The following is a 26,527-nucleotide window of genomic DNA, read 5'->3' on the forward strand; positions in this document are numbered from 1 at the left end:
TCAGCTGAGCCTCAACAAGACCAAGGATTTATAGACCGCGTTACAGCGGCTTCACGGCTGGTTCCGTACGTTTGCGGACTCTCATCCCCCACATAAAATGGCAGTAAGTCAGCTTGTCCGTCCGTTGGTGCGGCCCTTCACCGAGTTTTTCCGCCGCGAGGCATCCGGGGGTATCGTACTGCTTTTTAGCAGTGTACTGGCTTTGGTGCTGGCCAATTCGGATTGGGGAGTGGCCCGCTACTTTCCGGCCGTGTGGGAACAAGAGTTGCGCATCGCCATCAATGATTTCGTACTGGAAAAGAGCTTGCTGCACTGGATCAACGATGGGCTGATGGCCATCTTTTTTCTGATTGTGGGCTTAGAAATCAAGCGGGAAGTCCTGGAAGGCGAACTGGCTTCGTTGCAGAAGGCGGCTCTGCCCATGGTGGGCGCTTTGGGCGGCATGGTGATGCCCGCGTTGCTGTTTACGCTCTTCAACCGAGGCTTGCCCACGGCTAGTGGCTGGGGCATTCCCATGGCCACCGACATTGCCTTCGCATTGGCGGTGCTACAACTGCTTGGCCCCCGTGTGCCGCTGCCGCTCAAAGTATTCCTCACCGCGCTGGCCATCGTCGACGACCTGGGGGCAGTGCTCGTTATTGCGGGCTTTTATACCAAGCAGCTAGAGTTCAGCTACCTCTACATGGGCCTGGGCACCTGGGGGGCATTGTGGATACTCAACATACTGGGCGCGCGTAACTTATGGTTATACCTGCCGCTGGGAGTGTTGCTGTGGTATTTCACGCTGAAATCGGGGGTGCATGCCACGCTGGCGGGCGTGCTACTGGCTGTTACCGTTCCATTCCGCATTGGGCACAGCCGCCCGGCTCTGCTGAAACTGATTGAGCAGCGTCTAGCCTTCATCCAGGACGAAGCACACGCCGGCGATACCGATACGCGCACTATTAGCGAGGAGCTGGAGGCTCTGACGGAAACCATCAGCTCACCGGCCCAGAAGCTGGAGCAACGCCTACACTCGGTGGTGGCTTTTGGCATCATTCCCCTATTCGCCTTCGCCAATACCAGCTTGGTTATTGAGCCGACCGTCTTTCGAGAATTGCTTTCGCCGCTGGGGCTGGGGGTGTTGGTTGGCTTGGTGGTGGGTAAGCCGCTGGGTATTGGGTTGCTGACCTGGATTGCCGTTAAATTGGGCTGGGCCTCATTGCCGCAGGGTGTAACGTGGCGGCACCTGTGGGGCGCGGGCGTGTTGGCGGGCATTGGTTTCACGATGTCCATTTTCATTACGCTGCTGGCGCTGGGGGAGCATTCCGAAGGAGAAGGTGTGGCCAAAACAGCCATTCTGCTGGCTTCCCTGCTGGCCGGTTTCATGGGCTATCTGCTCCTGCGCTCAACGCCCCACGTCGAGCCGCCTGCTCACTAAATAAATGGTTCACAGGTATGAGGTAAGGTATCAGTCGGTAACTCAGCAAGCTGCGCCAACGCCTCAAACTTGCGCTGATTTTACGGTTAACCTGCCCGCGCAAAACTTGCCCTGAAGCATCCCCTTTGAGCCCTTAAGCTCAGCAAAAAACGGCTTCTACTGTTCAGAAACGCGGTTTAGCTGAACCTAACCAAGACAACTGCCCGCCGTTAGCGGGGAGAAACAAGTCTGGTAGGGTATGGAAACACCATCGCGGAGTTTGAAGGGCCTCGACTGGGTAAGCCTGTTGATGGCCGATGTAAAGGATGGTGTCGGGGTGTACCTGTCCGTGTATCTGCTCACCGTCCGGAACTGGGAGCCCGACGAAATTGGGATTGTGATTGCGGCGCCGGGTTTGGTGGGCATTCTGGTGCAAACTCCCGCTGGCGCGCTCATCGACCAAACCAAGCACAAGCGGCTACTGCTCATCGTGGCTTCGCTGGTCATCGCCTTATGCTGTTTGGCAGTGGTTGTGAGCAACGGGTTTTACCCCATTCTCTTATCGCAGGCGGTGGTGGGCTTTACGCAATCGGTGTATGCGCCGTGCGTAGCAGCCATCACGCTAGGTATTGTTGGACACTCGCTGCTCTCGAAAAGGATAGGGCGCAACGAGAGCTTCAACCACCTGGGCAACATGCTAGCGGCCATCATCGCGGGTCTGATTGGGCGGTTTATTTCTTACGAGGGCATATTTTACTTTTCTATTGTGCAATGCGTCATGCTGGTGGGTGCTGTGCTGCTCATCCGCGAAAAAGACATCGACCACAACCTGGCCCGAGGAGCCGAAACGCCCGAGCAAGCAACCGATGTGGCGGGCATGAAGGAGTTGTTTGCCAACCGGACCATCCTGGTTTTTACCATCGCGATGGCGCTGTTTCACTTGGCCAACGGCGCCATGCTGCCGCTGGTAGGACAGAAAATGAGCCTGGTAGATAAGCAGAACTCGTCGTTGTACTTGTCGGCAGCCATTATTATCGCGCAGGGCGTGATGGTATTCGTGGCGTCCTACGCCGGTACGGCTGCCGAGAACGGGCGCAAGCGGCTGCTGATTGTAGCCTTTCTGTTGCTGCCGGTGCGGGCGCTGCTGTTTACCTTCATCGCCAACCCCTACGTGCTAACGGCCATTCAGCTCCTGGATGGCATTGGGGCAGGACTTTTTGGGGTGGTAAGCATCCTCATGATTGCCGACCTCAGCAAAGGAACCGGCCGTTTCAACCTGCTACAAGGCGTCGTCTATTCGGCTATTGGATTAGCTGCCGCACTCAGCAGCATCCTGGGTGGCTTCGTGGTGAAGCAGTTCGGGTACGCCGTTGGGTTTGCTACGCTGGCTGGTATTGGTCTGCTCGGCCTGCTGTTCTTTATGTTCGTGGTGCCCGAAACGAAGGACATCAATATCGTGGCCGATGTGAAGGATGACCCGGAGCCGGCTCTTCACCCCTTGTAGGACAAGCTTGCCCGTCCTTTTGCAACTCATGGTTGCTCGTATCAACTAGCTGGAACCAGTAAATAGGCTATATCTGCCGCGGGTTTATTTATTATCATTCTAAACAGTGTTTGGAAACTGGAGCTCAGCTACTACTTTTGTGCTGTTTGTAACCATTCCAAATAAATAATGCCTACTCTCCGAGCGTCGTTGTTTCTGATTTTCAGCTGGGTTTTACTCCTTAGTCATCTGAGCTACGGAGCTGGCGTTGTTGACCACGGCAGCATTGGCGGCACGGTGCGCACCACGGACGGCAAGCCCGGCGCTTTCGTGAGTGTGGCCTTGGAAGGCACCACGCTAGGAACGACTACCGACGAGCTAGGAAATTTCCGCCTGGACCGAGTACCAGCCGGAGCGTATACGCTGGTGGTGCAGGGCGTTGGCTTTGCCGCGCAACGGCAGCCAGTAACCGTAACGGTTAGCCAGCGCGTGGAAGCCAACGTGGAGCTAGCAGCAACCACCACGAGCCTGGCCGAAGTGCAGGTGACGGGCCGCAGCTACACGGCCTATAAGCGCGACGCCACCAACATTGCTACCCGCTCCGAAACCCCGTTGCGCGACATTCCGCAAAGCGTGCAGGTGCTTCCCGAAGCCGTCCTGCGCGACCAGCAGGTGCAGCTCTTGCAGGAAAGCATCCGCAACTTTGCCGGCATTACCCAGTTCGGGGGCTACAACGACTTCAACATGCGCGGTTTCCGGTCGACGACCGGCAACTTCGCCTTGAATGGGCAGCGGCTGGGCGGCTCATCGTACACGCCCCAACCCACTTACAACCTGGAGAGTGTCGAGGCTATCAAGGGTCCGGCCTCGGTGCTGTACGGCTTCGCGGCGCCGGGTGGCATCATCAATCAAACCACCAAGCTACCACAGGCCACGGCCCGGCGCGAGCTACGCCTGACGTACGGTAGCTACAACCAGCTGCGCGGCGTGGCCGATGCCACTGGCCCGCTAACCGCTGATGGCAAGTGGCTGTACCGCGTGGTGGCCGGGGCCGAGCGCACTGACCACCAGATGCGGGACTGGAAAACGCGCAACGTGTTCGTGAATCCCTCGCTCACGTTCCGTCCCTCGGAGCGTACCGACCTGACGCTCACTACTTCGTATTTCCACCAGGACGAAGATGGCGGCACCTGGTACAACCGCGGAATTATGGCCGTGGAAGGCGACCTGAGCGTGCTGCCCCGCGACTGGACCCACCACGACTCCAACGACAAGGGCTACGACCGGATTGCCAATGCGCAATTGCTAAGCCAGCACCGCTTCTCGGATAAGCTGAGCGTGAACCTGCTGGCCCGCTACAGCTACTACCACTCGCGCCAACAGTACCACCACATCACGCGCCGTAGCTACAATCCGGCCACGGGTACCATTAAGCGACACTTCCGCGACTTCGACAACATCACCCACGATGCCTTCGTGAACGGCTACTTGACCTGGAAGACCACCACCGGGCCCGTGGAGCACACCATTCTGGCCGGCGTCGACTACGGGCACAGCCAGAACGGCTACGACTACGCGCAGAGCTACGACGGCGTACCGGGCCTCAACATTTTCAACCCGCAATACGGCCAAACTGACCGCCGCAGCTACCGTGGCGAGGGTTATAATGACCGGTTCGACAACCCCACGAACTTCATCGGGGGCTACGTCCAGGACCAGCTTACGCTCACGCCCCAGCTCAAGGCGGTGCTCGGCCTGCGCTACGACTATTACCGCAGCACCAGCTTAGATAAAGACCGGACGGACCAGGTATCGGACCCCACGGCGGCCATCGTGATTACCCAGGATACGTCTAAGGCTACGGCCTTCGTGCCGCGCGCTGGGCTGGTCTACCAGCCGCTGCCGGAGCTGAGCCTCTACGGTTCTTACAGCCAGAGCTTCCAGCCTCAGTATTCCAACTTGCCACGCGCTGGCGGCCCCTTCGACCCCGAGACGGGTAAGCAGTGGGAAGTGGGTGCCCGCACCGAGTTGCTAGGCCGCCGGTTGATTGGGTCGGTAGCGCTGTACCGCATCCGCAAGGTCAACATCCTGACTACGGACCCCAACGACCCCAATGCCCAGCGGCAGATTGCCGGTAATGAGGCGACCAGCAAGGGCGTGGAAGTATCGGTAACGGGGCGCGTCCTGCCCGGCCTGAACGTCATCAGCAACTACGCCTACAACGAGGCGCGCATCACCAAAAACGGCAACCCCGACCAGCCCTACGGCTCACCTTGGTTTGAAAACGCGCCCAACCACTCCGGCAATCTGTGGGCGGTATACAGAGTGCAGAAGGGTGCTATGGAGGGCTTGGGATTCGGGGGCGGCGCTTACTACGTGGGCAAGCGCTACAGCTTCGATTCGGGTTTCTCGATTCCGGGCTACAAAACCTTTGATGCCGTGGTGAATTATCAGTTCAAGCAAGCCTCGCTGGCCCTGAACGTGTACAACCTGGCCGATACGCGCTACTATTCCGGCGTATTTTTTCGGGACATTGTGTGGGTGGGTAATGGCCGCTCGTTCCGCCTCACGGCCGGTTACTCCTTCTAAACTTCTGCTGCATGGCCCGCTCCGCCCTCACCCGTCGCCTGTTCACGCTGCACAGCTGGCTAGGGCTGATTACGGGGCTGCTGCTGCTGGTTGTGAGCCTGAGCGGAGTGGTGCTGGTGTTTGAGGAGGAGCTGGACCACGCGCTGAACCCCGACTTACTGACGGTACCGGTACCTGCCGGCCAAAAGACCAGCGCTTCCAAGACGGCCGCGGTGCCCCGCCTCGACGCCATCTTCGCGGCAGCGCGGCTCCACTATCCGCAGCCCGCGTTCCTGCGGTTTCGGCGGCTACCTACTCAGCCGGGGCAGGCCGTGGAGGTGAGCATAGAGCGCGGCGACAACGAATGGACCCTGGCCTACTTCGACCCGCAAACGGCCCGTTTTCTGGGGGAGCGGGATGCGCGTAGCCATTTCTTTGGGTGGCTTCTGGGTGTGCATTACGGCCTGTGGGGTGGCAAAACCGGCGAATTCACCGTGGCGTTACTCGGCGTAGCGTTACTGCTCAGCGTAGTGACGGGCCTTGTGGTGTACCGCAAACACTTGGTGCCCGTACTGTTGTTTCGGCAGAAAATGGGGTGGCGCAACTGGCGCACGGCTTCTTCCAGCCTGCACCGGGTGGTGGGCGTTTGGAGTCTGCTACTCAATCTGTTGCTCGCAACCAGCGGCGTCTGGATGCTCCGCTACGTGTTTTTGCCCGAAACCTACGCTCCAGAAGTGGTGAAGCGCCGACAGCCGCAACCGGTGCTAGCCATATCGTTCGATACGCTTTATACGCGGGCGCAACGGGCACTGCCGGGCCTGCGGCCAGTGGGTTTGCGAGGTCCGGAAGCCGGTGGGGAGCTTGTAGTAAACGTATTTGGCGAGATGCCCGCTGGTAATCCGTTGTTCGGCCAATACAGCCACATGGTCAAGCTCGACGCCCGGACTGGCCGGGTACTGGACAAGGTTGATATGCACACGGCTAACCCAAGTGAGCGAGTAGACACGGTGCTTTCTACGCTGCATTTCGGGCAGTTCGGCGGGCTGCTGACCAAGGTTATCTGGTCCTTGGGGGGCCTCTCCCCTGCTATACTGAGCTTGAGCGGTTTCCTGCTGTGGTGGCGCAAGCGACGCACCCAGCCCAAAGCGGCCCGTCGGGTGCCAGCGCCACGACCTGCCACGGCCGCTGTAGCTCAATAACAGCCAGCTTATCTGTTTGCTCTAAGTCAAGCCCTGTATTACTAGCCGTGCTTTGACTTGCTAGGCGGCCTGCTCATCGGGATACTGAGGTGGTGCTTCCTCTTCCGCCGCATGCGGGGAGTTTACGCTGGGCGTGCATCCGGCCAAGATAGCGCACTCTAGCGGCTGCCCGTGGTGGAAGCGCAGGAAGACAACCGTGGCCAGCCACATAGCCAAGCAGGGTGCCACCCAGTACAGCCACAAACCGGTATAGCTGCCGGCCGCTACGGCCGTGCCCAGCGTACGCGCCGGGTTCACACTCATGCCCGACAAAGGAGCTTCCACCAGCACGTATACACTCAGCAGGCCGCCTAGCAGCCAGCCGGCCCAGGCTTTTAGTCGCCGCGAGTGCAGGGCGCTGAGAGCCACTAGCATGAGTAGAAAGGAAATGAGAAACTCCGCACCGAAGGCAATCAACTGGTCATGCAGGGCGGGGGAAATAGGCTCGGTGACGGTATGCTTCACGGCCGGGTGGGCGTATAGGTCGCCAAACAGTACTTTCATTAGCAACGCCATGCTGATGGCCCCCACCAGCTGGGCGGCCACGTACCAAGCGGCATCTGCCGGTTTGATCTTGCCCAACTGCCAGAAAGCCAGCGTGACGGCGGGGTTGATGTGGGCGCCGGAACGCTTGCCCCAGGGGCTATAGATGATGGCTGCCAGCACGAACATGACGCCCAGGCCAATGACCCCACGCCGTAGCAATTTATCATCTGGCAAGGCCTCGTGCAGCGGGGAAGCCGGGTGCTCCACGAGCATGGTGAGCATACCCGCACACGCCACGAAAAACCCAATACCGGCGGCCTCAGCCAAGTAGTGGGACCAGTGTCGGCGCAGGGCAGCGAGCAAGTGAGCAGTAAAAAGCATGGGCACAAGCGGATGGTTCGCGGATCGAATGAGCTACAACGCGCCACTTAGCTCTTGGTTGAGAGACGCCCCTTTAGTTGAATCTATCGGGAGCCGGCCTTTTGGAACGTCTTCTTACTTCTTGGCAAATCCTTGCGGTGTAAGCTTGAGTTGACTCATGTCTAGGCCGTACTGCTTGCTGAACATGGCGGCCACGCCCTGCCGGTACTGAGGTAGCGTTTTCTCCTTCAGAGCCGCTTGCCAGCCCCCCTGCACCACTACCACCAGCAGCTTCATTTCTTCGCCCAGTTTCGCCGCCACGCCCGGAGCGGTCAGTTGCTCGTTGGCGGCCAACTTGGGGGCGAGCTGTGCTCGCACCCCGCGGGGCGCTCCGGCCGGCAAGCCCTGGGCCTCGCGCACATCATTCACAATCATCCACCCTAGCACCATGTAGGCAGTCATGGCGTCGGCCGCGTCGTTTTCGCGCAGGCCGGTGCCTTGAATGATGCCGCGATAGATGGAGCCGTAATCGTACTTGCCGGGTCCTAGCTGCTGGGCCACGGCCTGCGCGGCGGTTGGGTTCGTGGGTTTGAGCCGGTCCACGTAGCCTTGCACGGTCTGTTGGCGCAGGGCCGGCGTGGAGGTGTAGGCAAAGCTAGCGGCCGGAGTCTTGGCTGAAGCAGTCGAAGTCTTAGCCGAAGTGGCAGCCGACTTCTCGCTGCCACGCGGCGGCAGGCCGTTGTTGCGGCGCACCGCATTCTCCACCATGATGTTGCCGATCTGCGTGTTGGTGATGGCCATTATGTTGCTGTTGTAGGTCTCCATGATCAAATCGGTGGACATCTGGGCGCGGGCAACAGGAGGCCTAGCCAGCAGCAGGCCGGCGGCGAGGAATACTCCAACTGGTTTCAATAAGGTGTGCATAGGGGAAGAATTAGGTAGAGAAGGAGCGAAAAGTCAGAGTCGTCAATCGTCAGTGTAGGCGTCGCCGCCGATGAAAATCAGGGTATTGGACGGGCGGGGCGGGCTGCCGGAAGCGCCAATGGCGAAGGACTTGCGCACGGTGCGGCCGTCTGCATAAGTTAGCGTTAGGGTGTGGCCTTGCAGGCGGTAGGTGCCGCTGGCGCTCCGCCGGTTGCCACCCGCGGCGTTGGACGCCACAATGCCGGCATCGGCGCCCTCCGTGAAGCGGCTGCCGTCCAGGAACGTTAGTTTCGAAATGACCAGGGAGGTGGCCCCGCCCACGCTGCCGCCGCTGGTGTTGGTGTACGTCCGTTTCAGCGCCACGGCCCCCGCCGGGTAGGCCGGAAACCAGCTGCCCGTACCCAGCGTGTAGGAATTCGACTGGCCTTTGTAGTTGGTCAGTACCACGGCGTTGCCACTCTTGCGCCAGGCGCCCCAGGCTGCCGGGCGCTTGGCTTTGTCGGCGGCGGGGTTCAGGCTTTCTAGCGGCACGTCACCCATGTCGCAGTATTGCCCGCTGGCCAGCAAAGCCACTGGCTCGAAGCTGATGCCGCCGTACGCATTGCTGACGGACCGGAAAAACCACTGCGCGCCGGCCGCTGAGCCCGAGCCGGTGGGAGCCGCTGGTGCAGGGGCCGGCGCGCGGGAACTGGTAGCCGCTTTGGGTGGGGCCGTTGCGCCAGCCCCGCTAGCTACAAACCCCGTTTTAGTTAAGGTCAGCGTGTTTACGTCTACTTTGAACAGTTGCTTGAGCTGGGCCGCTACGCCTTGTCGGAAGGCAGTCAGGTCGGTGGGTTGGCCCTGCGTGGCTCCCACGTACAGCAGCACGGTTTGCAGCTTCAGAAACTCGCCTAGCTCGGCCACCACGCCCGCCGAGCGCCCAGCCAGGGCGCGGGCTGCGGCTGGGGCATACTGTGCCCGCACCCCACTCATCAAGCTAGCTGGCACGAGTGGCCCGCTCGGTACTTCGCCGTGCGCTACCCGGTAGGTGCCTATCAGGTAAGCCGCAAACACATCGGCCACGTCGTTTTCCTTGAGCCCCGCCCCCTGCACCGCCTTGGGATAGATGGTGCTGAAATCGGCTGGCCCACCCGGCCCGAAGGCGGCGGGTAGCTTTTCGGCCAGAGCCGGGTTGTTGGCCTTGAGGCGGCGGGCCTGCGCCTCCACCGCTTTGCGCCGGGCCTCGGTGGTGGGTGTGTAGGTTAGGCGGGCCGCGCTGGCGGCCGTGGCTGAGGCAGCTTTCGTGGTGCCGGGGCTGCTGGCCTTGCTCTTGCCGTAAATCGCGCTGGTGGTGTTCGTGGCCGCGGCGTGCGACAAGACCAGGTGGTTGCTCATCACGCTACTGGTGAAGTTGTCCATGATCAGGTCCACGGACTGTTGGGCGTGAGCGGCGGAAGCAGCGCTCAGCAGCAAAACGCCACACAGGGCACGGCCGAGCAAGCGGAGGGTGAAAGCCATGAGGTGAAATAAGGAGGAGCTCACTGGCCTGTACGCAGATACCTACCGTTTGCGTTGCATGTGGTCGACGTGCCCCGCCCTGCTCATCTTCCAAAGTCATGCGAAGAGTGGCGTTTGGAGGCTCATCACTACATTCGAGCGTATTGCCCTTTGAGCGTTACTTTGGACCTTGGTAAACTGGTCAGCCAATACTTACTTAGCCGTATGCCCACTGCGTTTCTCCGCCTGCTCTACCTTGCCGGCATTGGCCTGGCCGCCTGCCAGGACCACCCCAAGCCGCCGCTAGTAGCCTCGTCGCCCACGGCTCGGCTGCCAGCGCCGCCAGCCACTCCGCGCCAGGTAGTACAGCCGCTGGGCCGGAGCGGCTACACCATGAAGCTGCCCGCCGACTATGCCATCAAACCCACTGACGCCGCCGACTTCGAGGTCTACTACTTCGCCCCCGCCGATACACTGGCGACCAGCAGCTTCACCGGCGGGGTGTATTTCGGCAGCCAACCGCAGGGGAGAGACAGCGCGGCGGCTGGCTGCCAGGTGCGTCGCCAGCCCATGCAGCTGCTCGGCCAAACAACGACTTGGCACATCACGCGCTGTGCCAATGGCTACAGTATTAGTGCCGTGCTCAACAACCACAACGGCCGGGGATGGGACGAACAAATCGACGCCTTCGGAGAAGCCCGGTCGGCGGCCGAGCTACGGAAGCTATTGGCCGTTTTTGCCACCTTGCAGCGCAAAGCTGCCAAGTAATCTTTCCTTCCCCGGGGTGTCGCGGCCTGGCAGTAGCGTGCCAGATCAGGCCGACCTTTAGCTGCTGCTTGGTCGCGCCGGGCCGTGTAGTTTGGTCGGCGCTCCGCATTACACCACGTCATATCACTCGCTCTTACATGCGCTCAAACTTTGTCCTTGCCCCTATGAAGCCCTTGTTTTGGGCAGCTGCTGGCCTCTGCTGGCTGTTCGGTTGCCGCCCCGACTCCCCTACTTCTGCCCCGACGGCCAACAGCCAGGCCGCAGCTCCCGCCGGCCCCCTGCGCTCGGGCGACGCCGAGCAGAACACCGCGCACGATACCCTGCACACGGCCGATGGCAGCATTGTGTACCTGAAGCCGGTGTCCAGCACGTACTTTGCCCGTTTGCCCAAACAGCTCGGCGGCTACCTCGACAGCACCTTAACAGCCGACAGCGGCCCGGTACGCCGCGAGGGTGACTACCTGATTTTCCGGCCGAAGCAGGGCCCCGAAGTGCGCCTGCACACGGTATTGGCCGGTCCGAAAGGCCCCGACGACCCAACCGGGCGGGCCGTGCATCACTACTGGGGCGAGCTGCCTACGGCTCACCACTGGGTGGTGGCGACAGAGGAAGAAACCCGCCAGATAACGACACTGATTGACCAACGCACCGGCCGCCTTACTGAGGTGGTCGGCCTCCCCGCCGTGTCGCCCGATGGGCGCTACCTAATGGGCGTGAAGAGCGACCAAGCCAACGACGGCAGCGATGAAAGCGCCACGGGCATACAGCTTTATCAATTGGGCGCCGGGTCGCCGCGCCTGCTCTGGACTCGGCAAACTATCAATTGGGGCGCTACCGAGGCTCGTTGGAGCGGCCCGCGCACCGTGGTGCTGGAGCAGGAACGCACCCCGCCCAGCCAGGAAGAGGAGAGCCCACCGCCCACGTACGTCGAGCTGACCTGGCCGGCCCCGAAAAAGTAACATAACTACTTTAGCCTAACCGCGTGGAGGAAGCAAGGCCAAAACGTGGTTGTCAACTGCTGATTGGCAAGCTTAGGCGTGTTATTGCCCCCTACGTAACGGTTATGGACCGGCCCGCCGACTATAGTTGGTAGAGGCTGAAGCAGCCATAGTCGGTGCGGGCGGCGAGGGTGTGGCCTACAAACCGCAGCTTTGCGGTTCGGACGCAGTGCGCTAGGCGAAACCGGTGCAGGAGTTGCCAGCTAGCTCCGTCGTACAGTTCTACCCACGTCCCTTTCAGCACCGCCAAGCGCGACTGGTCGGCATTGAGGCAGCAGACTTGCACGGATGCGGATTGTTCTTCCTCACCACGCAAAGACAACGCAATTTCTTGGCGCTGCTTCAGGTCGAAGCAGCGCGGACCGTTGATGTTGTGCGGCTCCAGCAGCAGGAGCAGCTGGTCATTGCCGGCGAAGGCTGATTGTCGGATGGGTTGATTTCCGACGGCAAACGTGTGGAGCAAGGTCCCATCCAGCGCGCTGCGGAGCTGAACTTCGCCGGGGGTGGTATGGAGGGCCAGCAGGTCCCCGCTACGGGAAAAGGCGGCGGCAAACGGCACCGTGCCATTGCGCACCTGCGTGTCGAACGGCAGGCGAAACAGGGCCCGCCGGTCGGCATCGAACACCACCAACTCGTTGTTGGCGGCAAACGCCGTGCGCTCGGCCGCCGTGGCCACGAAGCTGGCGGGCGAATGACCAGGCGCACTTAGCAGTTGAAAGTGGCCGCTGCTTAGGTCGTAGGTGAAAATCTTGTGGTCGAGGTCGAGCACCAGCGCGCGCCAGGCGGGTTGGTAGTGCATATCCCAGGCCAGGATGGTGGGTAGCGCAATGGTAGCCTGCACCTGCCCGGTAGCATCGAGCTGCACCAGAAAATCCTGCTGATCCGTGGCCGTGCGAAACCAGCCGTGCTTGTACGTATAGATGCCCGCTGGCGTATCGGCCAGTGCCAAGCTGCCCGTGTAGCCAGTCCCGATGTAGCTGTGCAGTAGTGGCTGCCCAGGAGTGGCGGCCGAATTGTGCAGCACGAAGCCCTTTTTCAGTAGCGCCCACTCCTGCCGCTCGAAGTAGGTAACGGCCTCCGCAGCGGTGGCAAACTGCTTCTCGGTGCGGCGGCTCTTGCCCGCTTTTTCGGTCACCGTCGCCACCAGTTCGTCGGCTAGCGTCAGGGTGCAGGTCTTATCCAGCTGTTGATTCCAAAGAGAATGCACCAGCGGCGGGCGGCTAGAGTCAGCTAATGGCATAGAAGCAATGAGCGAAGGGTCGTTGGTCACCTGCATATATCCGTCGTCGTCGCGCCGCTGCTTCTGCAACTGGCGCAGGTGCTGGCGTTCCGCACCGGGGAGCACTGTGTTCATGCTGCAAGGTTACTGTTCTTCTTTTGCTTTGCTCTTCACGATAGGTCTAACTACTTCAGAAACGATACTCTAACTGCCCCAAGCGAGTAGACGAAATGCGGCTAATTGTTGACGTATCTGCTATTCTAATTGCTGAGGACATAAGGGTACTGCGGTTGTATCTTGCCCCAAAGTCGCATCACGACTCAACTACCCATGAAGTATGGTAAGCCTCTATTTATAACAGCTCTGGCGGCTGTTGCGCTACTTGTAGCATTACGCTGGCTTTTACCCTACTTAGACCTGACGTATCCTAACCGCTTGCATAAATCGTTGCCAGCGGCCACTGTAGCAGCAAACACCAAGCAGGCACAGGCCTTGCTAGCGCTGAGCAATAAATATCGCGTATCGGATACTGCCCGAGCCCGGCAGTATGGTCTGCGGGCGTTGGCGCTAGCCCAACCCTTGGCATCAGATAGCCTACGAGCCCGGGCGCTGTTCACCGTCGGCCATGTGCTAATGCAGGCTAGACAGTATCGGCAAGCGGTAGGCTACTACCAACAGGCCCGCACTGCGTACCAACAGCTAGGCCTATCCAGTGAGGTAGTGACCTGTTGGCAGCGTATTGCAAATTGCTTCTTGTCCTTAGAGCAATACGAAGACGCATTGCAGGCTTTCACCGCCGAGCGGCGCCTGATTCAGCGGTTGGGCCAGCGGGAGAAGCTTGCGAGCGTGCTAAACGACCTGGGCGCAGTCTACTACTCACAATACCAGTATACCCAGGCCCTGGAACAGTACCTGAACGGGTTGCGACAAGCCGAACGAGCCGCCGATACGCTCATGACCGGCATTCTGCTGACCAATATTGCCGCAATCTATCAGGAGCAAGGCCAGGAACCCCGAGCAATTCCTTATGTGCTGCTCTCTATGCGCCTAAACCAAGCAGCGCGGGACACGGTCAGGCTAGCAGAGGACTTCTGCAACCTGGGTGAGTTATATACCAACAACCAGCAGTACGCGCTGGCCAGCCGCTTCCTGCACGCGAGCCTGGCCCTGCAGCAGAATCCGCGCAAGGCCCTGGACCCGGTTCACCGCGCCATGCTCGACCTGAACCTGGGCGAGTTGCACCAGCGGCAGGGGCATTACGCGCAAGCAGTCGCGTATTTCGAGGCCAGTATACGGCAGTTCCAGCAGCGCGACTTGTGGGCACAGGTCGTGCTGGCCCAGAACAAGCTGGCTCTCGTTTATCACAAGTTGGGAAAACGGACTCTGGCCCTACGCCACGCGGAGGAGGCGTTTGCGCTGGCCCAGGCCAAGCGACAGTATTCGGCCGAGTTGCTGCAGACCTACCAAACCCTGGCCGAGCTGGCCGCGGCCACCGGCGATGGAATGGCCGCCTACGCCTACCAGCGACGCTATCAGGCGCAGAAAGACACGTTGTTCAACCAGCGGCAGGCGCAGCAGATGGCCGAGCTGCAAGCCCAGTACCAGACGGAGAAAAAGGAAACCCAGATCCGGCTCTTACGGCAGCAAGCCAGCCTCCAGCAAACGCGCGCCCAGTTGCAGCGCTGGGTGGGCCTTGCGCTAGGCGGGGGGCTGCTGCTGAGTGCGGTTATTGGGTGGGGATGGTATCGGCGCTACCAAGGGCAGCACCGGGCCAATAGACTCCTGCAAGCACAAGAGCGGCAGATAGCCCGCAAGAACGAGGACTTGCTACACACGCAGCAACGCCTGCAAAAGTCTTTAGGGGAAAAGGAAGTGCTACTCAAAGAAGTACACCACCGCGTCAAGAACAACTTGCAGATTATCTTAAGTATGCTGACGCTGCAAGCACTGGAACAACCGAATCTGCCGGAATTGCAGGTAGCTCTTCGGGAAGGCCAGAACCGAATCCGGTCCATTGCCCTGCTGCACGAGCTGCTCTATCGCTCGACTGACCTCATACGAGTTGATTTTGAGCAATTTATTCAACGGCTAGCTGCTTCTCTGGCTCATAGCACCACATCCCGCTCCGCACAAATCAACTGCCAAATAGAGGCAACCGGCCTTCGTCTCAGCGCCGATACCGTTGTTCCGCTCGGCTTCATCATCAACGAGCTGCTCTATAATGCCTATCGGCACGCCTTTGTTGATGGGCGCGAGGGCCTGATTCAGCTACACATCACAGCCGATGAAGTGCTCGATCACTATACGCTGGTTGTCACGGATAATGGGGTCGGGTTACCAGCCGATTTCAATCTCGAAAAGGGGTCGTCTCTGGGGCTCCGGCTGATTACAAACTTGGTGAAGCAGATAGACGGCACATTTCATATCGAGTCCATTTCCAGCGGCACCCGGTTTGTCGTTACCTTTCGAGAGGTAAACGAACTTACTTCCTTAGCCTAACACTTTTGCCCTTCTTGCGTCACTATGAATGCTCGCGCAGTTCTCATTGTCGAAGACGAATACTTCATTGGCGAGGATCTACGAGGGATTTTGCTAGGTTTAAACTACGAGGTTCTCGGCGTGGCACAGCGAGTGTCGGAAGTTCTTGCTTACCTACAGCAGCCGCAACGCCTGCCTGACTTGGTTCTACTGGATATTATGCTGCGCGGCGAACTGGATGGCATTGATTTAGCCAGCCGCTTGCGCGCCGAGTATAACATTCCCTTCATCTTTGTTACCTCCCTCGCAGACCGGGCTACGCTGGCTCGGGCTACGCAAGTACGGCCGTATGGCTACCTGGTCAAGCCTTTTGACGTGCCGGATGTACATGCGGCCGTAGAAATGGCCTTCGCCAATCACGCCGCCGAAGTAGCGGCGAGTTCTTCTTCTTTTCCGTCACCTGTACCAATGCCGGAAGTGGAGTTTACGAAGGCGAACTACACCGACAGTATTTTCATTCGGGAGCGAAAGCAGCTGTTGCGCGTTCGGTTTGAGGATATTCTTTGGGTGGAGGCTGATGGCAACTATACTTCCTTGCACACGCTGGAAACCAAGTATACGGTACCTAACCTACTCAGACAGGTAGAGGAGCACCTCCCACCCGATGACTTCATTCGAGTACATCGGTCGTACATCGTGGCCGTACGCATGATAACGGCTGTAGATGCTCTAGGCGTTACTGTTGGCACCCATCGCCTTCCAACTGGGCGAGCGTATCAGACCAATCTCATGAAACGCCTCAATTTGCTCGGCACTGTCTGAACCCGCGAGTCAAGCTAGCGCTTCTTGGGCTGTGTGGACAGCAAGTAAAATAGCCGGTCATGCTGGGCTTACTTTATTCAAACAGCTTCTTATTTACCGAGCCAGTGTACTGCCCGCTGCTACCTGATAATGAGAAAAAGCCAGTTGAAATTGCTTTCAACTGGCTTTTTACTATGTAGGTCACTTCTGTTTAGTATGCTCTGAACGGCTTACTCAACCTGGAGGATGAACTTCTGCACTTCCCCATCAATGGTGGTCTTGAGGTGATACGTGCCACGGGGTAGCGTTATGGGCAAGGGCTGCTTGGTGAAGCCGGGTTGCAAGCGGATGCCAAACAAGCCAACGAGGCGGCCCTGGTCATCGCGGACCATCAATTGTACCGCCTGCTCCTTCTGCGCCGTTAAGGCCAGGGTAGCCCGCCCATCCGAGCTTGGGTTGGGGAAGCCCGATAACACGTCGGTCGGCAAGCTGGCCAGCGCCGCACTCAGCGACTGCGTCGTACTCCGGTTGTTGGCCCCGTTCTGCGACCAGGCCGCGGCTGGAATCACCTGCTTGCTAATGCCAGGTCCAGCATAGCTCACCGTCAGCACCTCGTCGTTGAGGCGGTCGAAGTAGGCGATGGTGATGGCGTGCTTGCCCTTCTTTAGGCCAATCGTACCGCTGCGTTCCTGCAACGCGTGCGCCCCGTCGTTGTCGACGACCAGCTGATTGCCAATGAAGAGTTGGCTCCCGTCATCTGAGTTTGTGTAGAGCGTGAACTGCCCGTCAGCCGGTATGTTGAGGTAGCCCGTGAAGCGGAGCGCAAAGTTGTCGTTGCGGTCTTTGACGGCAAGCGTGACGTTAGGCTCAGTGCCCGCTTTCTTAGCCGTCAGCGTGCCGAAGTCCGGCAGCGCGTTCCAGTTGCCTTCGTAGTAGCGGTATTCGATACCTGCGGCATCGTTGACCGGATTCTCGGGCGTGCGCAGCGGCGGGTTGCGGAACAAGGCAGCGGCCGGAATGGCTTGCTTCGCTAGGCCGGGACCCTGGTAGCTTACCGCTAGCGTGTTACCGCCCGTCCGATCGAAATACTTGACGGTAACGGCATGTTTGCCGGCCTTCAGGCCGATGCTGCCCGAGACCTCGGTGGCCCCGTGCAGCCCGTCGTTGTCCACGACGAGCTGGTCGCCGATGAAGAGCTGGCTCCCGTCATCCGAGGTGGTCGAGAACGTATAGCTCCCATCCGTCGGCACAGAGAGGTAGCCCGTGTACTGGAAGCCAAAGTTGTCGGCTTGCGTGGCGGGCGTCAGGTCGAAGCTCGTGACGGCCCCGGTTTTAGCCGGCGTGAGGGTGCCAAAATTGGGCAGGGCCGTCCAGCTGCCTTGGTAGTAGCCATAGTCGAGGCCCGCTACCGTGCTGGCCGGGTTTTCCGGGGTACGTAGCGTAGTCGGGGGGGGCGTTACGGCCACGAACGGGCGCTTGCCGGAAAACTCAAACCAGTCGAAGTTGCCAATGCCGGAGGCTTCTTTGTTCCCTTTGAAGGAGAAATATACGTTGTGCACCCCTTCGCCCACTTGCAGGCTCACGCTTTGGTTGGTGTAGGTGCTAAACGAGCCCGTCGCCTGCAAATTAATTACGCCAATCACCTGTCCCGTGGGCGAGTCCAGCCGAACCTCCAGTTTGTGCCCGCTGCCGGGAACCGCCGCCCGGGCGGTGAAGGTGAGGTAGCCGCCCGACAAATCGACGTTTTTGAAGCCGGCCCAGTCATTGTGGTCGCAGCTGCCCACATTCGTGGCGCCGGCCTTCACGCCTTTGCCCTCCTGGAATTTCTCGCCTTCCAGCCGGATGCTGGCGGCCTGTTGCGTGTTGTTGAATACATTGACTTGCAAGGTCGTCGTGTCGCTATCCGTACCGTTGCTCACAATTAGCGACACGGGGTACTTGCCTACGGCGGCGTACTGGATCGTTGGCGTAGCAGAAGTACTGGTCTGGCCGTTGCCGAAGTTCCACTTGTAGCTCAAGCCGCTCCCGAGGGAGGCGCTGGCGTCGAAGCGGGCGGTGAAGGGGGCCGGCCCGGCCAGTTGTGGGCTAGAGGCGCGAGCCAGCACTACCGGTGTAGCGCCCACACCTACCTGCCACGGCGTGGTGCCCGTTTCAAAAGCGCCTAGGTCGGGGGCGCCTTGCGCGTCGGTGGTGATGCCGGGGATGGGCACGCCCGCGTTGATGGCCGGGCTGCCGCTGGCCGGCACAAACTGGGCAGGAAAGCTGCTGTTCAGAGGCAGTTTCGGGTCGGTGGTTAGGGTATTGGTGCCCCGCGCGTTGATGTTGTAGAACAGGTTTTTGTCAAACGTGCTGCTGCCTGTCTTGCCCAGCTTGTCGCCGATGTTGCCGCCCGGCGACGTGAAAATGTTGTTCTTAAAATCGACGGTGCCTTTGTCGAAATTAAAGCAGGTTGGCGACCCGGCCAGCACGATGGTGTTGTTGTAGAACTTCGACGAGCGCACACCCGACGCCCCCGTATTAATGATAGCTGTGTTACGGTTACGCGAAAACACGTTTTTGTAAATCAACCAGTCACCTTGGCCAGTTCGTTCACCCCGCTGGTATAATGCGTATAGTCCTCCGTCAAAGTAGTTGCGGTATACTTTGATGTGGCTGATTGAAGCCTCGATGGCGTACGTGTTGGCACTAGGCGCGTTGTTGATTTTGAAATGGTTGTTGTGGATGCTAATGGACCGGCTCGACGTGCTGGGCGAGAGCGACAGCACATGATTGATATAGCAATTAAAAATTTCCACGTTTTGGCAGTCGATCTTGAATAGCTCGAACGCCAGATTGTTCCATTTGGAACAGTCCTTCTGGTCGTTCACCTCGATCCGCATATTAAAAAACTTGGTATTGCGGATAACGTTGCTGGAAGACATGGCGGTTTTGATACCGTAGCCTGTGGGGTCTTGGATTAAAAGATCGTAGAAATAGCAATGGTCCAACTCCCCAACGCCTAGGTTGCCGCCACACTCGGACGTAGTGGCCCCAGCGCTATTCTTCAATGTCGAGGCATAGAGGCTACAGTGGTCAGCGTAACTTAAGTTGATGCCGCCGCCAGTGCCATCGCCCTTGAAGCCATCTACTAACAGGTCGTGCATATCCACGCCGTACACGCGCCGTACTTCCAAGCCGTGTACGCCAGTGGTTTTGTTTTGGCCATCGAGCTTGAAGCCAGCAATTGTTTGCTGGTTGCTTATACTCTGGCAGTCCTCCACGAGCATGGCCGTACTCGCGGTGTTCTTGATGAACGTACTGGCGATGCCGGCGCCGATTACACTCACGCCGCAGGGAATTTTAATCGTTTGCGTCTCGCTGTACGTGCCCGCGCCCACCCGAATGATGTCGCCGGGCCGGAGCAAGGCCGACTTGGTGGCGAATGCCACCGACGGCCAGGCTTTGTCGGCGCTTGTGCCGGAGTTGGAGGTACTGCCCCCACTACTGGCCACGTAGTAGGTGGTCGCTTGCGCAGTTCCCGCAGTCAGGAGCAAATAGCCCGCTGCCAAAGAACTCTTTCGCAAGAGTCGAATTAGAGTTGTTTTCATGTTCATACTGTGGAAAGGGGGTTGGTGGAAGAAGATGATAAATAGGATTCAGACAAGAAGCAAGTGTAGCATTCGCTGCCTACTAGGGAGGCCATCTTAAAGCGGCTCATTTGCTTGAGTCATCTTTAACTGAGCCATGGGTAGAGGTTCGGCGCGTTAGAGTGCCGACAAAGCTTCGTTTTAAAGATTTATATAACAATCACTTACATATCAAAATATGATGAGTAACAGGATTACTAGTACTGATGACCGAATGCATATGATGAACATAAGCGGTAGTAGAACTCATCGTGCAGTAAGCAGCTAATAGCAATGCAGCCTTCTTACCGAAACATCACCTGTCCAAGTCCAAGCAGCAGCCGCTCCCCTCCCCACCATACCGTTGTGGGCCACCCGCTACCCGGCCGGGCCAACAAAAACTGGCACTTGCGGAGCTGGCACTTTATATTGCCAGCTCCGCAAGTGCCAGTATTCTGGCTTTGCCATCTGCATTCGCATGAGTCACGCTTTCACTCTCAAGGACATCCGTGTCTGCTTTGGCCTCAGCCAAGAAGAATTCGGCAAGTGGCTGGGCCTGAGCCGCAGCCAGGTCGCCAATGTTGAAGCAGACATCGAGCCCCTGCCGCGTCACGCCCGGCCCTGGCTGCGCGCCTGGCAGACGGCGCTGGTTGCTGCCCCCGCCGAGGAGCCCGCCCCATCCCCGCCGCCTGTTCCACCCGCGGCCCCACCGGACGGAGTGTCGGCTCCGAAGGCGGTAGCGGCCCGGCTAACCGAATGCCACCTCGGGGTTCTGCGCCTAGACCGGAAGCTGAGCATCCGCCAAACAATAGCCGCGCGCCGCCTGGCCGCCGGCCCGCTGCTGCTGGCCGCTCTGCCCCCGCCCCCCAGCCCTACCGACCCGCCCGAGCCAGCCCATACGCCCGTGGCCCTGCGCCGCCGCTGGCTGGCCCGCCTGCTCGAAGAAGCCACCGATACGGCCGCCACCGACGCCCTCACCTTCACCCTACTCACAGCCCGCCGGGCAGCCTACCTAGCCGAAGCGAACAGCCTACTAGCCTCGCTACAACCCGCCAGCCCACCCGCCTCCTAAACGGGCTAGGCATTTTTGAAAAAACGCAGAAAATTTAGGACATCTGAACAATAAAAGCAGTCCCTATTGACGTTAAATCCCCGACGGTGCGCTTATCTCTCTTTTCTTTTTCACGCTTATTTTTTCCTACTCTCATGACTTATCCCGTAGAATTGTTGCTCACCCGCGCCGAGTGCCAGGCCGTCCTGGCCGACACGGCCGAGGATATTGCCCGCGCCGAGTTCCGCATCATCGCCATAACGCGCTCCGCCACGCTGCAAACCGACGAAGCCAGCGAAGATGCGTCGACCATTCAGAGCCTCACGGAACAGATCACTCCCCTCGAAATCCGCGTCAACGGCATGAGCCCCGGCGAGGCCCGCACGAAAGAGGAGCTGCGCCTGCGCGCCTACAAGCGCGACCGGGAAAAATTGCAGGACGAGCAGCTGGCCGGCCAGGGCAGCCGCGGCGCCTTCCGCCGGACCCGCGAGCTGGACGCCGCCCAGCGCCAGTTAGCCGGCTACCAGGACTGCCGCACCCAAGTCCAGGCCCGCCTCGATAGCTTGCCTGCCTAACCACCGACGCGCACCGTTAGTAGCAGCAAAAAGCCCGTTTCCAATCTTGGGGACGGGCTTTTTTGTTGCAAAGAGGTAAGGCATCACTTCGCCATTGGAGGTGATACGCTTCAGCAGTGGTCAGCGTGCAACCCGCACCGTAGCTAACTGGAAAAAGCTAAGCTGCCATACCGGCCGCCGTACCTTCATGACACAGAATCTGTAACGAGGCCTACGGCCTGAACTGGTAATGATGATGAAGGGTCACAAACCGTGGAAGTCTTTTCAGCGCTACATTAACATCATGAGCGAACGGTAGAGCGCGAGTACACCAAGGCCTACAAGATGCTAGATTCGCGGCGTGAGGGTTAAGTTGAGAGTGCTATTTATAGATTAATTAGAATATGGTGCAGTAAGAAATGCGTTCGTAAGCTATGCTCCTATGAAAAATTAGCACTAGCTTCGGAAAGTCAGCTTCTTACTTCACTGGCTAAGCAGGAGAAATCGCCTTGCTGTACCCGCACGCTTACTAGACGCAACTGCTTAGAAGACTAGATGCCGTACATCCGGCTCAATGATCTGGAAAAGTAAAGCCCCAACGTATGCTGGGGCTTTTTTGTTCATGTAACACGGCGAAAGCAGGTGTCTATCACTCATCTTCTTCTGGCTCATACGGCTGAATCTCGCCGTTTTTGATCCGTGCTACTACGCTGTTTGTTACCCGTTCGTAATCAGCATCATTCTCAAACAGGCCAGGCTCATTAGTCAGTGGGCTCAGGTTACCCGTTACGAAGAAGACAGGGAGCGCAAATTCAGTCCGGCGACGGCTTAGGGTTTCTATAAGAGAAACCGTCGGGCGGCTGCTCGTTTTACCAAAAAAGGTTTGTGCATTGCCGCCAATATATTTACCATGGTGAGATGAAATGCGCATCTCATCACTAAAGCGCATCTCCTCGCCTCGACGGATTTCTTTGCCGGTTTTCGGGTTTTTAGATGCCATATACTTATGAAGCGAAAAGGCTCCTGTATTGTTGTTTGTTGCTTTTGTAGCACGTCCGGGTAACACAGCGTGCTGGCCACCCGTTTAGGGGAGGCACTAAATATACGTAGGTTTCCCACACTAGACCGTCGCGGCCGGTTAGGAAAACGAAGTAATGTCGACGACCTGTTTCTCCTTCAAGGTCAACCCTGTACCTAGCTCTCTTCAGTAGCTGCGATACCTCAGTATGAGTAACGCCGTGAGTCGGGTCTATATAATTAGCTGCTACATGAGCAGCAGCTTCAGAAGTCCAATACACGCCGTACTTCACGTCGTTATAAGTCACAGTAGTGTTTGGGTGCATCTACTATTTATTGTCAGGTGGTAAGGGCCGGCCATTTTTATTCCTAGGCAAGCTGGTAACTATCCCGTTGGTACTGCTAAGCTATGCTGGCAAGGGAGAAACTTTTGTTCTGTATTCCTGAAAAACACGAAAGCCCGTTTCCAAGCTAGAAACGGGCTTTTCAGGTAATCAGAACCTGATTTCGCAGAGAGGATGGGATTCGAACCCACGATGAGCTTTTGGCCCATACACACTTTCCAGGCGTGCTCCTTCGACCACTCGGACACCTCTCTGGATGCGGGGAAGTGGCGCAAAATAACACCCGATTTTTCGGATACGCAAGCCACGGGGCCAACATCGCCTCAGTCGAGTGTGATTTCGCCGCGCAAATCCTGGGTGAGCAGGCGGCGGGTTTCGGCGGCCTCGCGCTCCAGGCCCAGCACGAACATGAGCTTGGTAATGGCTGCCTCCCGCGTGATGTCGTCGCCGCCGAGGATGCCGAGGTCGGTGAGGTAGGCGCTGGTTTCGTAGCGGCCCTGGAGCACGCGGCCTTCTTCGCACTGGCTCACGTTGAGCAGGTACACGCCCCGGTCGGCGGCTTCGCGCAGGCACCGCAGGAACCAGGGGGCCGTGGGCGCGTTGCCGGAACCGTAGGTTTCGATGATGCAGCCGCGCAGATCATCGGCCTCTAGTTGGGCGCGCACCATGCGTTCCGTGATGCCGGGGAAGAGCGGGAGAATGGTTACCCGGTCGTCGAGGTGCTGGTGGACGCGCAGGCGGGCGGCGGGCAGCAGCCGGATTTGCTTGTCGTCGAAATCCAGCTCGATGCCGGCGCGGGCCAGCGGCGGGTAGTTCTCGGACCGGAAGGCATTGTACTGCTGGCTTTCGACTTTCTTGGCGCGGTTGCCGCGAATGAGCAGGTCGTTGAAGAAGATGCACACTTCGGGCACGCGCACGCTGTGGGCCATGGGGTGCCGGGCCACGGCTATTTCCAGGGCCGTCACGAGGTTGCGGCGGGCATCGGTGCGGATGCGGCCCACGGGCAACTGCGCCCCAGTGAAAACCACCGTTTTACCCAGGTTTTCGAGCAGAAAGCTGAGCGCCGCCGCCGAATAGGCCATGGTATCGGTGCCGTGCAGCACCACGAAGCCGTCGTAGCGGGTGTAGTTTTCCTCGATGATGGCCGCCACCCGGAGCCAGTCGGCGGGCGTGACGTTGCTGGAATCGATGGGTTCGCCCAGCGTCTGTACTTCCACTTCCATGTTGAGCTGGCGCAGCTCAGGCATCTTGCGGCGAATCTGGTCGAATTTCATTGGCACCAGCTCGCCGCGCTGGTTGTAGGCCATGCCAACCGTGCCACCAGTGTAGATGACCAGGACGGCGGTTTCGGGGCGGTTGTCGGGGGTGGGCAAGGCAGGAGGGCTTGGGTTGGGGCCGCAACCTACCACGTCTTTTCCAAACCTGACAGTTTAAGTAGCAAGACCTTAGATGTGAGAACTTAGAGCTTGGATAATCAAATAGCTACCAGCAGCCTATCCAGAATAATTCATGCGTTTCCCTCCGCACAACTGCTTAGAGCTTGAACAGCTCCTGGGTGTTGCGGGTGGTGGCCTCCGCTACTTCGGCCACGTCTTTGCCAAGTAGCTCAGCCACGCGGTGGGCCACTAGTGGTAAGTAGGACGGCTCGTTACGCTTGCCGCGGTGCGGCGCGGGCGCCAGGTAGGGGCAGTCGGTTTCGAGGAGCAGGTGTTCGAGGCCGAGGCCGGGCAGCATTTTGTCGAGGCCGCCGTTTTTGAACGTGGCAACGCCGCCAATGCCCAGCTTGAAGCCCAGGCGAATCGCCTCTTCGGCCTCCTCGCGGGAACCAGAGAAGCAGTGAAACACGCCGCGCAACGTTCCGTCCTGGCCGGCTTGTACGAGGTCGGCGGTTTCGCGGAAGGCGTCGCGGGTATGGAGCACGAGGGGCAGCTGGTGTCTTTTGGCGAGGTCTATCTGCACGCGCAAGGCTTCCTGTTGCATGGCCAGGGTGGTTTTGTCCCAGTACAGGTCGATGCCGCACTCCCCCACCGCCGCAAACGGGCGCCGATTGAGCCAGTCTTCCACCTCATACAGCTCTTTCTCGAAGTTTTTGGTGACGTGGCACGGGTGCAGGCCCATCATGGCGAAGCACTGCTGCGGGAAGCGGGCCTCGGTTTCGAGCATCACCTCTATGCTGGTGTGGTCGATGTTGGGCATGACAATAGTGCGCACACCCGCTTCATACGCCCGATTGAGCATGTCGTCGCGGTCCGGCTTGAACTGCTCGGAGTAGACGTGGGCGTGAGAATCGGTAAGATGCATGGTGGTTGTTGGTTATTGGTTTTTGGCTAGTTGTGCGGTATTTCTATAGCGCGAAGCTCCGGTTTCGCGTATCGTTGCTGAGGTTGAACGACTAGCGAGAGGCTGCAACGACATCGTGCAACGATACGCGAAGCTGGAGCTTCGCGCTACATCAACCCCCAACAACTAACAACCACCAACCAACAACCATAAGCCTACCGGTATTTTCTTCCCTTCCAATCGAAGGAGAGCGGGAGTAGGCGGAAAGCAAACAAGGCGGCGGTGATAGTGGGCGTGTACAGCAGCTCGAAGAAGGGCAGCAGGTGCAGCGGAGCGCGGCGGCCGGCGCGGCGGAAGCACAGTATAGCCAGCCAGCCGTGCAGCAATGTTCTGACCAGCAACGCTATTCCGGCCGCCAGCGGCCCGGCCAGCCAGGCCAGCGCCAGCAAGGCCGGATAGAAGCCCGCGTAATAAAGCAAGCCGCCCCGCAGCCACCACGGCAGCGCCTCCATACCACGGGTCCAGCGGCGGCGCTGGTGCAGCAGCCGGCCCAGCGTAGGCATCGGCAACGATATGGCCAGCACCTCCGGCCGGAACAGAATCCGGTAACCAAAGCCGTGGCGCAGCGTGGCCTGGAACAAAGCAAAATCTTCGGTTACGGAAAATGGCAGCCGCTCGTAGCCGCCGGTGGCTTCGTAGGCGGCGCGCGTCACGAGCATGTTGTTGCCCATGGCCGTTACGGGTCGGCCCAGGTCGGACACTACCTGCACCAGCCCAAGCGAAATCAGCCAGTCGAGCCCCTGAAGCTTATGAAACAAGCGCGGCCCATCGACGAGCGTGAGGCCCGTGACGGTGCCAATGTTGGGCTGCGCGTGCGCCAGCAGGCCCTGAATCCAGGTGCGCGGCACGGCAATATCGGCGTCGGTGATGAAGAAGAACTCGGTGGTAGCGGCGCGGGTGAGGTGAGCCAGCACGTTGGCTTTGCCGCGGGCCGTGCCCAGCATTTCAAGAATGGGCACCACGCGGAACGTGCCCGCGAAGCCCTGCATGGCATGTTCGGCTTCGGCACGGGTGTGGTCGGTGGAGGCATCGTCGCCGAGCAGCACTTCGAGTAGCTGGGGCGGGTAGTCGAGCTGGCGGATGGCGTGCAGGCAGCGGGCAATGGCGGCTTCTTCGTTGCGGGCGGCAATGAGGATGCTCACGCGGGGCAACGGCTGCGGCAACGCCCCCGGCTGGCTGCCCGGCCGCACGGCGAAAAGCAGCGTGGTGGTAGCCAGAATCAGAAACCAGCCACCCAGAAAAAGCGTGATAAACAGCAAGTGAACCGGCACGTAACACCAACTCCGCGTTGGTGGAATTAAACAAAAGCAGCGCGAAGCTACAGCCGTTTTCGGGTTCCGACGTGGTGTGGCGCGGACTTCAGTCCGCAGCCGTTATACAACCAGGCTATTTGGAAGAACCCTTACGCCAACGCCCCG

The 26,527-nt window shown here is 59.2% G+C and carries 19 protein-coding genes and 1 tRNA gene; 10 read left to right on the forward strand and 10 right to left on the reverse strand.

Annotation, left to right across the window (positions count from 1 at the left end):
* Nucleotides 1-97 precede the first annotated feature (97 nt).
* From nhaA to ACYSMN_RS19830, 4 genes are all read left to right on the forward strand, one after another.
* Nucleotides 98-1,420 (forward strand): Na+/H+ antiporter NhaA, encoded by a 1,323-nt coding sequence (nhaA, locus tag ACYSMN_RS19815; RefSeq protein ID WP_488925646.1) that lies wholly within the window; start codon nucleotides 98-100, stop codon nucleotides 1,418-1,420.
* 238 nt (nucleotides 1,421-1,658) lie between these two features.
* Nucleotides 1,659-2,903: an MFS transporter gene (locus ACYSMN_RS19820; protein WP_488925647.1), complete on the forward strand. Its 1,245-nt coding sequence runs from the start codon at nucleotides 1,659-1,661 to the stop codon at nucleotides 2,901-2,903.
* Nucleotides 2,904-3,071: 168 nt separating this feature from the next.
* The gene (locus tag ACYSMN_RS19825; RefSeq protein WP_488925648.1) at nucleotides 3,072-5,471 is read left to right on the forward strand and encodes a TonB-dependent siderophore receptor; all 2,400 of its coding nucleotides are present in this window, start codon (nucleotides 3,072-3,074) and stop codon (nucleotides 5,469-5,471) included.
* An 11-nt stretch (nucleotides 5,472-5,482) separates the two neighbouring features.
* Nucleotides 5,483-6,649 (forward strand): PepSY-associated TM helix domain-containing protein, encoded by a 1,167-nt coding sequence (locus ACYSMN_RS19830; RefSeq protein WP_488925649.1) that lies wholly within the window; start codon nucleotides 5,483-5,485, stop codon nucleotides 6,647-6,649.
* Between the two features lie 60 nt (nucleotides 6,650-6,709).
* On the opposite strand, the gene ACYSMN_RS19835 is transcribed toward ACYSMN_RS19830, so the two are convergent.
* The 3 genes from ACYSMN_RS19835 to ACYSMN_RS19845 all read right to left on the reverse strand — a co-directional run bounded on the left by ACYSMN_RS19835 (nucleotide 6,710) and on the right by ACYSMN_RS19845 (nucleotide 9,955).
* Nucleotides 6,710-7,555, reverse strand: a complete 846-nt coding sequence (locus ACYSMN_RS19835; RefSeq protein ID WP_488925650.1) for an MIP/aquaporin family protein — start codon at nucleotides 7,553-7,555, stop codon at nucleotides 6,710-6,712.
* Between the two features lie 114 nt (nucleotides 7,556-7,669).
* Complete coding sequence (locus ACYSMN_RS19840; RefSeq protein WP_488925651.1) at nucleotides 7,670-8,458, reverse strand: DUF6683 family protein; 789 nt, start codon at nucleotides 8,456-8,458, stop codon at nucleotides 7,670-7,672.
* Nucleotides 8,459-8,500: 42 nt separating this feature from the next.
* Nucleotides 8,501-9,955 carry a DUF6683 family protein gene (locus ACYSMN_RS19845; RefSeq protein WP_488925652.1) on the reverse strand — a complete coding sequence of 485 codons (1,455 nt, stop codon included), beginning with the start codon at nucleotides 9,953-9,955 and terminating at the stop codon, nucleotides 8,501-8,503.
* A 204-nt stretch (nucleotides 9,956-10,159) separates the two neighbouring features.
* On the opposite strand from ACYSMN_RS19845, the gene ACYSMN_RS19850 reads away from it, so the two are divergent.
* On the forward strand, nucleotides 10,160-10,702 hold the full coding sequence (locus ACYSMN_RS19850) for a hypothetical protein (protein WP_488925653.1): 543 nt from the start codon (nucleotides 10,160-10,162) through the stop codon (nucleotides 10,700-10,702).
* A gap of 164 nt (nucleotides 10,703-10,866) precedes the next feature.
* A complete protein-coding gene (locus ACYSMN_RS19855) occupies nucleotides 10,867-11,661 on the forward strand; it encodes a hypothetical protein (RefSeq protein WP_488925654.1) in 795 nt (264 codons plus the stop codon).
* Between the two features lie 121 nt (nucleotides 11,662-11,782).
* On the opposite strand, the gene ACYSMN_RS19860 is transcribed toward ACYSMN_RS19855, so the two are convergent.
* Nucleotides 11,783-13,054, reverse strand: a complete 1,272-nt coding sequence (locus ACYSMN_RS19860; protein ID WP_488925655.1) for a WD40 repeat domain-containing protein — start codon at nucleotides 13,052-13,054, stop codon at nucleotides 11,783-11,785.
* Nucleotides 13,055-13,354: 300 nt separating this feature from the next.
* Between ACYSMN_RS19860 and ACYSMN_RS19865 the strand changes: the two genes are divergently transcribed.
* Both ACYSMN_RS19865 and ACYSMN_RS19870 read left to right on the forward strand, forming a co-directional pair.
* Nucleotides 13,355-15,418, forward strand: a complete 2,064-nt coding sequence (locus ACYSMN_RS19865) for a tetratricopeptide repeat protein (RefSeq protein ID WP_488925656.1) — start codon at nucleotides 13,355-13,357, stop codon at nucleotides 15,416-15,418.
* A 24-nt stretch (nucleotides 15,419-15,442) separates the two neighbouring features.
* Nucleotides 15,443-16,219 (forward strand): LytR/AlgR family response regulator transcription factor, encoded by a 777-nt coding sequence (locus tag ACYSMN_RS19870; protein WP_488925657.1) that lies wholly within the window; start codon nucleotides 15,443-15,445, stop codon nucleotides 16,217-16,219.
* Between the two features lie 209 nt (nucleotides 16,220-16,428).
* Here the strand turns inward: ACYSMN_RS19870 and ACYSMN_RS19875 are convergent, their stop codons facing one another.
* Nucleotides 16,429-19,761: a PA14 domain-containing protein gene (locus tag ACYSMN_RS19875; RefSeq protein WP_488925658.1), complete on the reverse strand. Its 3,333-nt coding sequence runs from the start codon at nucleotides 19,759-19,761 to the stop codon at nucleotides 16,429-16,431.
* 520 nt (nucleotides 19,762-20,281) lie between these two features.
* Here ACYSMN_RS19875 and ACYSMN_RS19880 point away from each other — a divergent pair.
* Nucleotides 20,282-20,875 (forward strand): hypothetical protein, encoded by a 594-nt coding sequence (locus ACYSMN_RS19880; protein WP_488925659.1) that lies wholly within the window; start codon nucleotides 20,282-20,284, stop codon nucleotides 20,873-20,875.
* Nucleotides 20,876-21,009: 134 nt separating this feature from the next.
* Entirely contained in the window at nucleotides 21,010-21,429 is a 420-nt protein-coding gene (locus ACYSMN_RS19885) for a hypothetical protein (protein ID WP_488925660.1), read from the forward strand.
* A gap of 628 nt (nucleotides 21,430-22,057) precedes the next feature.
* Here ACYSMN_RS19885 and ACYSMN_RS19890 read toward each other — a convergent pair.
* The 5 genes from ACYSMN_RS19890 to ACYSMN_RS19910 form a co-directional block, all read right to left on the reverse strand.
* Nucleotides 22,058-22,408, reverse strand: a complete 351-nt coding sequence (locus ACYSMN_RS19890; RefSeq protein ID WP_488925661.1) for a hypothetical protein — start codon at nucleotides 22,406-22,408, stop codon at nucleotides 22,058-22,060.
* A gap of 527 nt (nucleotides 22,409-22,935) precedes the next feature.
* Nucleotides 22,936-23,023: transfer RNA gene (locus tag ACYSMN_RS19895), tRNA-Ser, on the reverse strand.
* A 69-nt stretch (nucleotides 23,024-23,092) separates the two neighbouring features.
* Nucleotides 23,093-24,142: an asparaginase gene (locus tag ACYSMN_RS19900; protein ID WP_488925662.1), complete on the reverse strand. Its 1,050-nt coding sequence runs from the start codon at nucleotides 24,140-24,142 to the stop codon at nucleotides 23,093-23,095.
* Between the two features lie 160 nt (nucleotides 24,143-24,302).
* A complete protein-coding gene (locus ACYSMN_RS19905; RefSeq protein WP_488925663.1) occupies nucleotides 24,303-25,070 on the reverse strand; it encodes a TatD family hydrolase in 768 nt (255 codons plus the stop codon).
* Between the two features lie 194 nt (nucleotides 25,071-25,264).
* Nucleotides 25,265-26,368 (reverse strand): glycosyltransferase, encoded by a 1,104-nt coding sequence (locus ACYSMN_RS19910; RefSeq protein WP_488925664.1) that lies wholly within the window; start codon nucleotides 26,366-26,368, stop codon nucleotides 25,265-25,267.
* Nucleotides 26,369-26,527 lie beyond the last annotated feature (159 nt).

The organism is Hymenobacter sp. M1-2 (assembly GCF_057808495.1).